At 44.7% G+C, this 15,012-nt stretch carries 10 protein-coding genes and 1 other RNA gene; 6 read left to right on the forward strand and 5 right to left on the reverse strand.

What is annotated here, in order from left to right:
* Positions 1-825: 825 nt before the first annotated feature.
* Complete coding sequence (locus FTU40_RS06965) at positions 826-1,965, reverse strand: tyrosine-type recombinase/integrase (RefSeq protein ID WP_168406609.1); 1,140 nt, start codon at positions 1,963-1,965, stop codon at positions 826-828.
* Between the two features lie 182 nt (positions 1,966-2,147).
* Positions 2,148-2,506: a transfer-messenger RNA gene (gene ssrA, locus FTU40_RS06970) on the reverse strand.
* 130 nt (positions 2,507-2,636) lie between these two features.
* Here ssrA and glpK point away from each other — a divergent pair.
* The gene (glpK, locus tag FTU40_RS06975; protein ID WP_180040268.1) at positions 2,637-4,121 is read left to right on the forward strand and encodes a glycerol kinase GlpK; all 1,485 of its coding nucleotides are present in this window, start codon (positions 2,637-2,639) and stop codon (positions 4,119-4,121) included.
* A 73-nt stretch (positions 4,122-4,194) separates the two neighbouring features.
* Here the strand turns inward: glpK and FTU40_RS06980 are convergent, their stop codons facing one another.
* Positions 4,195-4,692, reverse strand: coding sequence for a thioesterase family protein (locus FTU40_RS06980; RefSeq protein WP_100328911.1), 498 nt, complete (start codon positions 4,690-4,692; stop codon positions 4,195-4,197).
* Positions 4,693-4,797: 105 nt separating this feature from the next.
* Here FTU40_RS06980 and hemB point away from each other — a divergent pair, with 105 nt between their 5' ends.
* Entirely contained in the window at positions 4,798-5,811 is a 1,014-nt protein-coding gene (gene hemB / locus FTU40_RS06985; protein ID WP_005172298.1) for a porphobilinogen synthase, read from the forward strand.
* A gap of 15 nt (positions 5,812-5,826) precedes the next feature.
* Positions 5,827-6,954 carry a glycine oxidase ThiO gene (gene thiO / locus FTU40_RS06990; RefSeq protein ID WP_180040270.1) on the forward strand — a complete coding sequence of 376 codons (1,128 nt, stop codon included), beginning with the start codon at positions 5,827-5,829 and terminating at the stop codon, positions 6,952-6,954.
* A 60-nt stretch (positions 6,955-7,014) separates the two neighbouring features.
* On the opposite strand, the gene FTU40_RS06995 is transcribed toward thiO, so the two are convergent.
* Both FTU40_RS06995 and FTU40_RS07000 read right to left on the reverse strand, forming a co-directional pair.
* Positions 7,015-7,920, reverse strand: coding sequence for a TIGR01777 family oxidoreductase (locus FTU40_RS06995; RefSeq protein ID WP_100354873.1), 906 nt, complete (start codon positions 7,918-7,920; stop codon positions 7,015-7,017).
* 152 nt (positions 7,921-8,072) lie between these two features.
* Positions 8,073-8,534: an ABZJ_00895 family protein gene (locus FTU40_RS07000; RefSeq protein ID WP_005096058.1), complete on the reverse strand. Its 462-nt coding sequence runs from the start codon at positions 8,532-8,534 to the stop codon at positions 8,073-8,075.
* Positions 8,535-9,002: 468 nt separating this feature from the next.
* On the opposite strand from FTU40_RS07000, the gene FTU40_RS07005 reads away from it, so the two are divergent.
* Genes FTU40_RS07005 through FTU40_RS07015 form a run of 3 tightly spaced genes read left to right on the forward strand, consistent with a single transcriptional unit; the run spans position 9,003 to position 14,985 of the window.
* Complete coding sequence (locus FTU40_RS07005; protein WP_180040272.1) at positions 9,003-10,256, forward strand: exonuclease SbcCD subunit D C-terminal domain-containing protein; 1,254 nt, start codon at positions 9,003-9,005, stop codon at positions 10,254-10,256.
* An 8-nt stretch (positions 10,257-10,264) separates the two neighbouring features.
* Positions 10,265-13,876, forward strand: coding sequence for an AAA family ATPase (locus tag FTU40_RS07010; protein ID WP_180040274.1), 3,612 nt, complete (start codon positions 10,265-10,267; stop codon positions 13,874-13,876).
* A gap of 5 nt (positions 13,877-13,881) precedes the next feature.
* Positions 13,882-14,985 (forward strand): acyltransferase, encoded by a 1,104-nt coding sequence (locus tag FTU40_RS07015; protein WP_180040353.1) that lies wholly within the window; start codon positions 13,882-13,884, stop codon positions 14,983-14,985.
* Positions 14,986-15,012 lie beyond the last annotated feature (27 nt).

Genomic DNA, 15,012 nt, shown 5'->3' on the forward strand with positions numbered 1-15,012 from the left:
ACTGGCAGTACTTTTATAATCATGAACGACCTCATATGTCAGTAAATGGTTGTCCACCTATTTTTAAACAATAACAAGGCTTTAGATTTTCTACCCATTAATTCAATTAAAAATGGGGGTATTACCCTCCTAGTGTCGTAGAAATGCATATTTTGATGCAACTCACGCATAATCATTTTTATTTCATCAACTAAAATATCTAGCTTAACCCTCAAAATAACCACCAATTCAATAAGATAAGTATTAAATAATAAATTTATAAACCGTATATTTGTATAATATAGATAAATTAATGTTTATTAATACCTTATTTTTTTAATAAAAAATATATTTTTATATAAAAAAATTAAAAGAATTTAATGTTTTTAATATTAAATTCTTTTTTGGTATTTATTTTATTTATTTATCTTAAGATTTTACTATATATTTTTATTTACAAAATATTTTTTCTTATACAAAAATTAAAAGTGAAGTACTTCAAATCAGAAGCTAATTTTTGAAATTTACTGCATCTAACAATAAAATTTTCTAAATTTTTAATTAATTATTTTAAATATTCAAACCAAAAAATAAGCCAAATACAATTGTATTTGGCTTATTCTAAGACTTTCCGAAGCAGCGGTTTTTTAATGAAAAAAAATGGATTTAGCAAACTAAAAATTGGACAAACTTCAGATGAAAATTAATACTAGATAGGCTCTAAAAAGCAAAGGCCGAGCTAAAAAAACTTGCCAATTTTAAAAACAAAAGTGAGAGTGAAATGCTTGAAGAATTGATTAATGAATCGTATTTACTTGAAATGTGTGATGATGAAGGCAAGGCTCTTTACTGAGCCATCCACCCTTTCACTTGCTCTCCATACCACTCCATCAACCTTACTCTCTCATCCCAGTACTGTGCTCGGTTATAGGCCGAGCGAATTCTATTCTGTGGTACATGGGCAAGCTGGCGCTCAATAGCATCTGGATTAAATAGATTCGATTCGTTTACGACTGTACTGAATAGCGACCTAAAACCATGTGTGGTCATCCGACCTGCATAGCCTGAACGTTTGATTACCGCTAAAATAGATTCGCTACGCATCGGTTCTTTGTTATTTAAACGATGTGGAAAAAGCAGCTCCTGATTATGAGTAAGTCTTAATGCCTGAAGCACAGCAATCATCATGTCCGTCAACGGTACACGATGCGGAAGTCTGTTCTTCATTCGTTCTTCAGGGATATCCCACTTACGTCCTTCCAGATCAAATTCTTCCCAGCGTGCTTGCAGCAACTCACTAACCCGAACGCCTGTCAGCATGATCAGAATAATGGCATGGTGCGTTTGAGCATCACTTGGGTATGCTCTTACCTTTCTTAAAAATTCAGGCATTTCAGAAGCCGAAAGCGAAGCTAAGTTTTTGACCCGTTTATTCTTGAGGGCATAAACTAAATCACCTGCCGGGTTGTCATAGCGGTATCCATGGGCAATAGCGTATTTCATGACCATCCCGCAACGAGATAAGGTACGTTTTGCAATTTCAAGCGAGCCTCTTGCCTCAATCTTCTTAATGATTTGCAGAATCTCAGGAGCCTGAATCTGATTAATACGCTTATTAGCAAGAGCAATATAAAGCTCATCCAATGAAGCTCGCACATTACTGATATGTTTGGATGACCAAGTTTCTTTTTGATTATTAAACCAATCTTCTGCAACTTCTTTGAAATAGGGCTTTAAGTCTTCATGCAATACTGAACGTGAGTATCGATACTTAAGCTCATATGCAAGCTCCCTTGCCTTTTTTAAGCTTAAATCTGGATATGGGCCAAGCGATTCAGACTTACGTTCACCATGGACAGTGACGCGTACATTCCAATATTTTTGACCTTTGGTGGTAATGATGAGGGATAAACCATGTAAATCCGAAAGACGATACTGTTTATCTTTCGGCTGTGCTTTTCTGCATTCAGTATCTGTAAGTGGCATGTCGATTACCCATAATTGATGTATTAATTTCTGGGTAAATTTTCCCAATATTTACCCACAAAGAGCAAATATGGGGTCAAATGGGATCAGACTATATCGGACAAGCAGGCATAAAAAAAAGCCTTTAAACATTGAGTTTAAAGGCTTTTTTAGATTCCGATGGATTACTTCGGAAAGAATTTTGGTGGAGGTGGCGGGAGTTGAACCCGCGTCCGCCAGCATTACGCTCGAGAATACTACATGCTTAGATATCGTCTATTGTTTTAACTCTTTGTGACCCGACGAACAGGATACAAATCGCGATCCTCTTAGTTTAGTACAAAGCCCCGAGGCTTGGCTTTATACGGACTTGTGTGCGTGCGCTTCAGTCGGACTCTCTAACCACAAGTATTCGGAGAGGCGGACAAGCTGCCCTTAGGCAGCTAGAGCGTATGATTCGTCGTTTGCGACTAAAAAATGCAAATTTGATTTACGAGAGAAAATGCGCTCTCGGCATGCATCTATGAGTTTCATCACCAGCGTCGAAGCCAGAAACACCCCCAAAGTACAAGGCAATCATAGCATAGATGTCAAAAATTACGATGCATTTTCTAAACATTTACACAACTTGATGCGCTTAATTACATTATTGCGCTAATATTTTACTTTTCAAGCCGAATAACAGAAAAATTATGAGCTATTTACTGGCCCTAGATCAAGGAACCACATCGAGTCGGGCTATTATTTTTAATGAACATGGACAAATTCAGGCAACGGCTCAACGTGAAACCCATATTCAGACGCCACATTCAGGTTGGGTCGAACAGGATGCTCAGGAAATCTGGAGCACGCAGATTGCGGTGGTACAGCAAGCGCTTGCTACGGCGCGTATTCTCGCCAAAGATATTAAAGCCATTGGCCTGACCAATCAGCGCGAAACCACGGTGGTTTGGGATCGAAGAAATGGTAAACCGCTCGCGCCGGCCATCGTCTGGCAAGACCGTCGAACGTCTGACTGGTGTAACCAGCTGATTGAACAGGGCTGGATGTGTAAAATTCAGCAAAAAACCGGTCTACGGATTGATCCTTATTTTAGTGCAGGAAAATTGGTCTGGTTTCTGGAGCATGTAGAAGGCGTACGTGAACTGGCTGAACAGGGTCATGTCGCTTTTGGTACTATCGATAGCTGGCTGATCTGGAACCTGACTCAAGGCGTAGAACATGTGATTGAAGCCAGCAATGCTTCCCGTACCATGCTGATGAATCTACATCAACAAACTTGGGACGAAGAACTACTGGAGCTGTTTCATATTCCTGCTTCGGTCTTACCAAAAATCATTTCCTCGGATAATTATATCGCTGACACCGCTTCAGGTTTACTCGGTGCCAATATCCCCATTACCGGTATTCTAGGTGATCAGCAATCTGCACTGTTTGGTCAATCCTGTTTTGACGTGGGGAGCGCAAAAAATACCTATGGCACCGGTTGTTTTATGCTGTTCAATACCGGTCAAGACATCCAGCTCAGTCAGAATAAACTGCTTTCTACCCTTGCCTGGCAAGCGCAGGGTCAAACCACCTATGCGCTCGAAGGCAGCGTATTTATGGCAGGTGCGGTAGTGCAATGGCTACGTGATGGCCTGGGGATTATTCAACAAAGCCGTGATGTGGAAAAACTGGCCTGTAAAGTTGAGGATACCGACGGCGTGGTTTTGGTTCCAGCCTTTACCGGACTTGGCGCGCCGCATTGGGACAGTGAAGCGCGTGCCCTGCTCTGTGGCATGTCTCGTGGTACGACTCAAGCGCATATCGCCCGAGCAGCCTTAGAATCAATCGCTTTTCAGGTATCGGATGTCCTCAGTGCAATGCAATCCGATATTGCCCACCCTTTAAAAGAATTACGGGTCGATGGCGGTGCCAGTAGCAATGACATGCTGATGCAGTTTCAGGCAGATATTCTCAATGTGCCGGTGCTGCGTCCGAAAATGCTGGAGTCTACCGCTTGGGGGGCAGCCGCCATGGCCGGATTAAAATCCGGAATATTTTCCAGTCTGGAGGAAATTTCGCAGTCTTGGCAACTTGAACGTGCCTTTGAACCAAAAATGCAAAATGATGAGCGTGAAGCTCATTTAGCCAAATGGCAGAAGGCCTTAAATCGGGCCAAATCAGATCTATAACCTGTATCAATCTGAAGGTCGAAAGCTAAAAAAGCACTGTTAAACAGTGCTTTTTATTTTCTATCTCTTACCCTCAATAAGCATAAGATGCAATCGCTGTAGCAATTGGCTTATCTTCATCATTGACCATGGTCATACGCATGGTGCAGCCCTTACGCCCCAAACGTAAGGTTTCTGCCCGCGCGATAAAATATTTACCGCGCCCGGGTGCCAGATAATCCACCCGCATATCCACTGTCGCCAAACGCGAGACTTTTTTAATGGTGTCGGCAATGGTTTCAGGTTCGGCTTTTTTATATAACTCCCCCATCGCTACAATTCCACCGACACTATCGAGTACCGTGGCCGCAAGACCGCCATGCAAAATTTGAAACGCGACATTACCAATCATAAAATCCTGCATTTCGACATAGGCTTCGATCTGGCCTTCCACCACCCGCATGCTCATACCATTATGCTTAAAAAAAGGAGAGCTATTAAAAGCATGTACCAACTGATTTAAGACCACATCAATATCCACCTTTGCCCCCAAGTGTATATTACCTGTCCAGCTTTTCTCTGTCTTAGTCATCACTCTGCTCAAATCCACCGCAATAAAAAACCGCTAATTTATGCCCAAAAATTTCAGTTAGGGCTACAATAGGTGCCTAGTTTAATACTGATTGCTGAGATTTTTATGACCTATACGTTCAATCGTCCCGCGTTTCCTGCAACTCGCATGCGTCGTATTCGTAAAAATGAGCATTTACGTTCTATGGTACGTGAAACGCATCTCAGTGCAGATCACCTGATTTATCCAGTATTTGTACTGCCGGGACAAAACCAGAGCCAAGATATTCCCAGTATGCCGAATATCCAGCGCCTGTCAGCAGACTTGCTGTTAAAAAAATCAGAGCGTCTGCTGGAACTGGGCGTCAATAAACTGGCACTGTTTCCAGTCACACCACAAGAAGATAAAAGCCTGACCGCCGAAGCGGCTTGGCGCGAAGATGGTCTGGTCCAACGCACTTTGCGTTTATTAAAAAAAGAACTGCCAGAAATGGTGCTGATTACTGATGGTGCACTCGACCCATATACCACGCATGGTCAGGACGGCATTATTGATGAGACCGGTTATGTCTTAAATGATGAAACGGTCGAATGTCTGATTAAACAGGGTCTCAGCCATGCCGAAGCAGGCGCAGACGTATTTGCTCCAAGTGACATGATGGATGGCCGGATCGGTGCAATTCGTCAGGCCTTTGAACAAAATGGGCATATTTATACCTCAATCATGGCTTATTCAGCCAAATATGCATCCAGCTTCTATGGTCCATTCCGTGATGCAGTCGGTTCTGCCAGCAATTTAAAAGGCGGCAATAAATACAATTACCAGATGGATGTCGGTAACCGTGCCGAAGCACTGCATGAAATTGCGCTGGATATTCAGGAAGGCGCAGACATGGTGATTGTCAAACCGGGCATGCCTTATCTTGATATCGTCCGCGAAGTCAAAGACACTTTTGGCGTACCAACCTTTGTCTATCAGGTCAGTGGTGAATATGCGATGCTGGCCGCTGCCATTCAAAATGGCTGGTTATCTGACAGCGTGATTATTGAATCACTGATGAGCTGCCGCCGCGCCGGTGCCGATGGCATCTGGACTTACTTTGCCGAAGAAGCTGCGCTTAAACTGAAAGACATGAAGTAAAAGGATTTCGGCGCAATGCATATCGCCATTATCGGCGCTGGCATCACTGGGTTGATGTCGGCGCTGGAACTGCTTGAACAGGGATGTTCTGTCACGATTTTTGATCAGCAAGTTGCCGGGAAGGCTGCGTCCTGGGCCGGAGGCGGGATTCTTTCTCCGATGTATCCCTGGCGCTACCCCGCTGCAGTCAATACGTTGGCCCGGCATGCCAAACCGCTCTATCAGGACTGGAATCAAAAACTGCAGCCAGTGACCGGTATCGATTTCCAGATTCATGAAAGTGGTATGCTGATTTTTGATGAAGATGATTTTGAGCTTGGCTTGCGCTATGCGGAAAAATATCAGGACCCTCAGCAACAGGCCGAATTGCTTGATCAGGCTCAGCTACAACAAATCAATCCCCGAATTGATCAGCGCAAGTTCAAACAGGTGATTTACTTTCCGGAACTGGCCAATATCCGCAATCCGCGACTATTACAGTCGGTCATCAGCTATTTAAAACAGCATCCGCATGTCACCTGGCAAGAGCACTGTAAAATCACTCAGCTTAATATTCAGCAAGGCTGGGTAACGAGTGTGTCCAGTGAAAGTGGTCAACACTTTCAGGCAGATCAGTTTGTAATCGCCACAGGCGCATGGTCTGCAGGCTGGTCAGAACAGCTTGGCTGTGAAATTCCGGTACAACCGGTGCAAGGACAAATGCTGCTGTTTAAAACCCCAGAAAACTGGCTACCGAGCATGTGCATGAACAAGGTCATGTATCTGATTCCACGGCGCGACGGACATGTTGTATGTGGTTCCAGTATACGTCAGGTCGGTTTTGACACCTCGCCTTCTGCTGAAATCCGGCAAGATATTCTACAGGCTTGTCTGGAGATGGTGCCGGAACTGGCGGATTTTCCGCTGGTCAAGCAATGGGCCGGATTAAGACCCAGCTCACCCGATGGTATTCCCTATATTGGCAAAATCCCCGAATTACAAAATGCCTGGGCCAATTTTGGCCATTTCCGCAATGGCTTATGCATGGCCCCAGCCTCAGGCAAATTACTCGCTCAATTGATGCTTGAACAAACGCCGACCATTGTAGATCCACAGCCCTATGCTCCGGCCCGTCTATCGGAACCAAGCACTTTAGTGCTTTAGTGCTTTAGTGCTTTAGTGCTTTAGTGCTTTAGTGCTTTAGTGCTTTAGTGCTTTAGTGCTTTAGTGCTTTAGGATATTATGCAGCGCTTCTTTCAAGGTTGGATAATCAAACTGAAATCCCGCATCCTGTAAAGCTTGAGGCTGTACATACTGACCGTTTAAAACCAGTTGCGATTGTTCTCCCAGCATCATTTTCAAGCTGCATGCTGGCAGTGGCAGTAAAGGTTTGCGTTTCAGTAGCTGTGCAGCAGTCCGGGCAAACTGTGCCTGACTGACTTTTTCCGGAGCAACCACATTAAAAATCTGCCCGGTCGTCGTTTCAAGCATCAAGAATTCAATCGCACGCAATACATCTTCTAAATGCACCCAAGTGACTGGCTGACGCCCATGACCAATCCGCCCGAACAGATTCAGCTTAATCGGCAATAACATCTGCGGCAGAATTCCACCACCTTTGCCGAAGACCACAGCAAAGCGAACAATTTTGGTGTCCTGACTGCTATAGGACAAAGCCAGTTGTTCCCACTTCGCACAGAGCTCAGACATAAAAATATCTTGTGGCGGGCTTTGTTCCGTACAGACCTGCTCCCAGCGCTCGCTCGGGTCAATACCATAATAACCAACGGCTGAGGTTGAAATAATCCGTTTCGGTTTGATCTGGTATTTTTCTAAATAGTCAAATAACTGTTTGGTGGTGTCTAAACGGCTATCCAGCAATTTCTTTTTACGCGCTGCTGTCCAGCGTCCCTGACCGATGCTTTCGCCAGCCAGATTAATCACATAATCAATCTGAGGCTGTTTTAATTCATCCAGCTGGTTAATCCAGTGAAAATCTGGATGAGGTTCAGATTGATTCTTGCGGCGGGTCAGCCCAATCACCCGATAATCACGTTCCAATAAAAAACGTACCAGATGACTGCCAATAAAACCCCTCGCTCCGGTCACCAGCACTACAGGTTTATCCATAAGTCATTCTTAGCCCTGTTATTTTTTCTATTTAAATTATACGCAACTTATTCTGGGGTTTTTCAATCAATGCCCTCTTTGTCGTGGTGAATTTGTATCCTGCCTGATGCGATCAATTTATCAAGATCAATCGTCATAAAGCCACCTACCTATCAGGCCTGCGGCGAATTGCCAAACATTTGATCTGCCATACGCTGTGCCTGCTTGCCATAGAACCAGTAAGTCAATAGATACAACGGAATCGCGATCAGCAAGAACATGATCAGCACAATACTTATAAATTGTGGCTGCTGTAGATATAGCAAAAAGTCCTGCCAGGCATTTGGATTAGAGCGCGTGGCAATGAGAATACCAAGTAACAGAAATAGCAGGTTATAGCCCCAATAGATCAGGCTAAAACCCAAAGTGAATTTTTTACGTTCCGACTGCGTTGGGGCACGTTTTTGCTGTTTTAAAAACTTAAATAAGATCCAGATCATGGCAACCAGATAAGGAACAACCGTCAGTACGGCGCCCATCCCCGTTGGCATCAGTGCTGCCAGCACCCCGCAAATGCAGGTAAAAATAAAGCAGATAATAAAAAACCAGATAAAATAACGGGTTAAAGGCAACATAGGAATCACTCGGTGATATTCAGCAAGCTAGTATAAAAAAAAACAGGTTTTTTTTCATTTTATTGTCAACCATCGGCCAGAAGGTGACGTTATATAGGGTACAAGGTACAAAAATTTGGACTGGCATCCACGAATTTTTGCTGACCTTAGAGCTAAAGCAATAAGTCCAGTGTACAGGGAAATTTTGAATAGCAGCCAAAATCTTCATGTAACACAAATTTGACCGACGATTTCACATCACTCGAATCGTCGGTTTTTATTTTTTAAAATTCCGATTTTTCAGCCTGATGAATTGCATGACTGTTCAAGACTGGGTGATTTAGACACCACCATCCTGCTATTTCACCTACTGATTAAAATAAATTCAGCCTGACATCAGCAACAATTCGCTGAAATATCTTTTTTAAGTAGATTTTCCCCTCAGCTTTTTCCTATAGTAGCAAGGCAGACATTTCAGGGTTCATCTACATGGCAGTTCATTTTCTTCACACTTCCGATTGGCATCTGGGGCAATTTTTCCATAACCATGACCGTGAATTTGAACATGCCCAGTTTTTGACTTGGTTGCTCGATCAAATTAAAACAAAACAGCCGCATGCTTTGTTGATTGCCGGTGATATTTTTGATGTGATCAATCCAGCCTCAAGTGCGCAAAAGCAACTGTATCAGTTTCTGGCCGATGCACATGATCTGGCCCCGCACATGCAGACTTTGATGATTGCCGGTAATCATGATTCCGGTTACCGGATTGAGCAGGTTGAACCTTTTCTGTCTAAATTCAATGCCAAAGCTGTGGGAATTGTGGGCCGAACCGCAGAAAACACCCTGAATCTGGATCGCTTGCTGATTCCGATTTATGATCAGGATAAAAATATCATCGCCTGGTGTCTGACCCTGCCCTATTTACGCAGTGCCGAAATTACCGGGCTGAATGAGCATACCAGCAATAGCCAGAATGCGATTAGCTATCTGCATCAACAACTGATTGCCGAAGCCAAGGCCCGTAAACAGCCGCATCAAGCCCTGATTTTAATGTCGCATGCACATATGCAAGGTGGCGAAACTTCCGACTCGGAACGGCCAATTATTGTCGGTAATGAAGAAGCGCTCTCGACGGCGCTGTTTGATGAAGTGATTGATTATGTCGCACTCGGTCATCTGCATAAACCACAAAAAGTTGGTCAGCCGCATATCCGTTATAGTGGCTCACCGATTCCGCTGTCATTTAGTGAAATTAATTACCAACATCAGGTGGTTGAGGTCAGAATTGATCCTGAACAAAGCTTGGAACAGCGCTTTCAATACGATGTTTTAAAAGTGCCACGCACCGTCGAGCTGTGCCGGATTCGGGAAAAGCTGGAAGATTTAATTGCTAAACTTCAGGCCTTGCCTGCCGGAGAAATCGAACAACTGTCGGCACGACATTTTCTGGAAATAGAATACACCACCGATGCGCCGCCACCAGTCGATTTACGCCAGCAAATTGAACTGGCTTTACCCGCCAACCGTTACCGCTTGCTGCGCATCAGCCGGATTTATCAGCAACAGGCCGAACATACGCAAGGAGATTCGAAAATTGATCTGGCACCACCGACGCCGGAATCGCTGTTTTTGAATATCTGGAAAAAAATGGGCTATGAACATGATCATTCTGTACAACAGGATTTTCAGCAACTTCTGGTTGAAGCCCAGCACGAACTTGCTCAGAAACAACAAGCCTAGGATCGGCCATGAAAATTTTACGTTTGAGTCTCAACAATCTGGCCTCCCTCACTGGCACCCATCATATTGATTTTGAATCCAGTCCTTTAACACATGCCGGCCTGATTGCGATCACTGGAAAAACCGGGGCTGGAAAATCGACCCTGCTCGATGCCATGTGTCTGGCGCTCTATAACGAAATTCCACGTCTAAAAGGTGCGACTGGCAGCCTGAAAGATGCCGGCGGTCAGGATGTTTCGATTAAAGACTCCAAGAATATTCTACGCCGTGGCTGCGTGCATGGTTTTGCCGAGCTGGAGTTTATTGCACTGGATAGCAAACGCTATACAGCACGCTGGGAGATTCGCCGGGCACGTCAGAAAGTCGATGGCAATCTAAAAGTAGATCGTTATATCAAGTGCATCGATGATGATACGACGCTAACGCAAAAAATATCTGAAGTTACTCCCTTAATTGAAAAACTGCTGGGCCTGAGCTTTGAACAGTTTACCCGCGCGGTACTGCTGGCGCAGTCGGAAGTTGGCGCATTTTTAAAGGCCAAAGACCATGAACGCGCAGACTTGCTGGAATATCTGACCAATTCACAGATTTTCAGTGAGGTCAGTAAAAAAGCAGCGGAAAAGCATAGTCAGGTTCGACAAAAGCGCCATGAACTGGAAAACTGGCTCGGTCATCTGGAATTACTATCCGAAGACGATATTACTCAGCTGCAACAGCAACATACTGCCTTCAACCAGATACTTGAGCATTTTAACCAGAGTGAAAAATTACTAGAAAATGACCTGAAATGGCATCGGCAGAAACATGCTTTATATACTGAAATTCAGGCCAAAAAAGAAATTTACGATGTACAGCTGGATGCCGATCAGAAGCTGACCGCACAAAAGCAGTTGCTGGTTCATTTGGATGAGTTTCAAGGCATTCGCGAACAGTTTATCCAGCAGAATCAAATGCTCACGCAGCAACAGCAGCTTACGATACAACAACAATCATTCGAACAGCAGCTGCAACAGGTACAACAGCAACGTGATGCTGAATTTACGCAACTTGCTCAGATCCAGCAACAACAGCAGGCCCATGTTCAACATATGCATGCCATGCAGCCGCATCTGGAACAAGGTCTAAAACTGGATCATGAGATGCATCTGGTCGGCAATGACTATAAGAAAAAATCAGCAGATTTATTGGACTATGCACAGCAGTATATCCAACCCTTGCAACAACAGATTGAATCATCGAAACAGCAACTCGCATCTGCTGCCGAGCAGCAACAGCAACGCCTGACGCAACTTGAACAGCAGGCTGATCTTGCCGTGTTTGATCTGGAACCACAAAGTACACTGCAACGACTGCAAGACTATCAGAAGCTGTATCAACAGATGCAGCAACAGGCGCCGGCAGTACTCTCTCAATCGCGTACTGAACTGGAACATTCCCGGCAGCAGCTGGCTCAACAAATCGAAAGTTTGCAGCAACAATTTGGCAATCAAGCCCAATTGGAACAACAACTTCAGCAGCATCAGACCGTACAGCAACAGAGCTCGACCCGGCTGCTTAAACTGGAAGGCTTGATCCAGCACGTGGCACGTCTAGCGGAACAGGAAGCCGAACAACAGCAACTCAAACAAGACGTAGCGCATGCACAGACAGAATTAACCCAGCTTGAACATACGGAAATTCAACTGCAGCAAATAGTCAGCAACACCGAACAGGAATTTGAACAACTACAAAATATGCTGCAGCAACAGCGCCTGCTGCAAACCCAAAGCGTGCAGGAACTGCGCGCGCAGCTCAAACCTGATGAAGCCTGTATGGTCTGTGGCAGCCAACAGCATCCGTTTGTCCAACATCAAGCATTATTAGACACAGCACTAAACCAGCTGCAAGATCAACAGTTGCAACAGGCACAACAACAACTGAATCAGCTTAAAGATGATTTAAAAGCAACCCAGATTCAACAGTCCAAAACCAAGATGCTCGTTGAGCAAAAACAACAGCGTTTAGTCCACATTGAGCGGATACTGAATGAACAACACCAGACATTACAACAAAACTTAAAAGAGTTAGGACTTGAGCCAGCCAATCCTGATCATTCAGCCCAGTTGCTCCATCCCCTGCAAACACAGCTTGGCCAGTGGCAACAGCAACACACTCAGGCAAACGAACAGTTCAAAATCCTGCAACAGACTTGGCAAAACTGGCGACAACAGCAACAGCAACTCGACAGCTTGCAACTGAGTCTGCAAAAAATGCTGCAACTGGATCAACTGATTGAGCCAGTTCTTACAGTACTGCCCGAAGCACAGCAGCTCGCTTGGCACAAGAATGCGCCTGCTGCCTGTACCCAGCTGCAACAACATTTGCAGCAGCGATTACATCTTGTCAATCAAGTCAAAACTGCGGAACAGGAGCTACAAGGTTTCAAGCAGCAACTGAATCAGGCTCAACAGCAACTACAGATGCATGAGCAGCGGCATACGCAAATACAGGCCGAGACCCATTATTTGCTTGAACAAGGCAAAGACTTACGTCAGCAACTCAATCAGCTGACCGAACAACATGCCGGTCAGACCTATAAGCTGGCAGCAGAATGGCGACAGCAACTGGATACCCAGTTAAAAGCGCTTGATAACCAGCTTCAAGCACAACGCCAGGTATATGAACAGCATGAGCAAGCTTTGCATCAGGCTTTACTTAAACAACAGGCTTTGCTGACCCAAATGCAACAGCTAACTCAACAGCAGGCACAATCTGATCAGGCCATCCGTACATGGCAAAATCTGCATCGACATTTTAATGCGGAACTGATCCAACAATGTCTGACCATTGGTCTGAGTGAACATCAGCAAATCCGGCAGCAATTACAGGCACAACATCAAGCACTGGAAAATGCCAAAATTGCCTGGCAAACGCTGGAAGATCAATACCAGAAGCATCTCCAGCAACAGCCTGAACTTGCTTTTGAGGAAGTGGAAGCACATTTAAATAGTTTGGCACAGGAAAAAACCGAGCAACAAAACAGCTTCAATGAGATTGATACCAAACTGCGTATGAATGCCAATAATCAAAATACCTATGCCAAATATCAGCAACAGATTGAACAGGTCAAAGCCGAAGAATATCGCTGGGGCCGTATCTACGATTTAATCGGACATAAGGAAGGTACCAAGTTCCAGAAAATTGCTCAGGAACATCATCTGGATATCTTGGTGGAATACGCCAACCAACAACTGCAACCGCTGGCACCGCGCTATCAGTTGCACCGTATTCCAGACAGCCTGAGTCTGGCGATTATTGATCTGGACATGAACAGCGAAGTACGTCCGGTCTTGTCTTTATCTGGCGGAGAAACCTTTCTGGTTTCTCTGGCCTTGGCACTGGCGATTGCCAATATGGCTTCCGGTTCGATGAAACTGGAATCGCTATTTATTGATGAAGGCTTTGGTACTTTAGATCCAGCCTCATTACATATGGTGATGAATGCACTGGATCATTTACAAAGTCAGGGTCGTAAAGTGGTCTTAATCTCGCATGTGCAGGAAATGCATGAACGGATTCCAGTACAGATTCAGGTCAAGCCAGTCGGTGCTGGCGCCAGTACCATTCAGATTATAGGTTGACAATGATGCACCCTGCCCCAGACAAGCTCTCGCCCTATTTCAGCTTACAGCTCGAGAGCCTACGGGGCATCAGTGCCATTGTTGTACTGTTCACGCATTGCTTTCAGGCCTTTATCGCCCCTTTTGACCTCAGCCTGTATTCATGGGTGCGCCTGCTTGGTCAGGCCGCGGTCATGATTTTCTTTGTTCTGAGTGGTTATCTGATTGGCTATTCGATCCAGCACAATATTCATCAGCATGGTCAGTTCAATCTGCGCCGTTATACCCAACAGCGTTATCGCAGGATTTTACCACCTTTTCTGTTTGCCATGGCTCTGAGCCTGTTGTTGTATCTGTTGGCGCCACTACTCTTTGCCACTCAAAGCCATGCCTTTCAAAACAGTTTTGGCATGATGATCCGGACTGACTATAGTCTCGATTCAGGTGATTTTATTGGCGCTCTGCTGTTTTTGAATGGCTTCGTCACGCCTACAGTTTCAGCCAATGCCCCGCTCTGGAGCCTGAGTTATGAAGTCTGGTTCTATGTCTTGGCCGGATTTCTACCTTTTTTCAAAGATTCAGAAATAGCCAAAATCGGCTTTTTTAGTGTTTTAATCGTTTTATCCATCCTGAATATTCAGTTTTTTATTTATTTTCTGGTCTGGCTGATGGCCTTTGCCTGTTCATTTCGTCATATCCAGCGACATTTTCTAAACCGGTTACAAGTGCTTAAACTGGGGTTATTTGGCTTGGCATTTCTAATCGCCTGCATTGATGCTTACCAGTTTCATATCGTCGATCAAGCCCGACAATATCGCGCTGCAAATTTTACTCTCTTTAATTTCTGTATCGGCCTAGCATTTAGCTGCTGGCTGGTACAACTCCAGCAGCAGCGCAGTCACTACAATCCGGTCTGGGTACAATCCGCTGATTTTTCCTATACCTTGTATGTAACCCATTTCCCTTTGCTGCTGTTTATTCTGGGCTGTGTTCCGGCAACCTTGGCTTATGGTCTGGGCGGCGCTGTTTTAGCCTTGCTCGGCAGTATGGGCAGCCTGATTGTCTTTGCCTGGCTCATGGCAAAATGGCTGGAGCCACAAAGAAAAAAAGCGTTATCGAATAACGCTTAATCATACTTTTTCAAAATAACCCGACAA

Source organism: Acinetobacter sp. YH12100 (genome assembly GCF_013419135.1).
Taxonomy (GTDB): domain Bacteria; phylum Pseudomonadota; class Gammaproteobacteria; order Pseudomonadales; family Moraxellaceae; genus Acinetobacter; species Acinetobacter pseudolwoffii.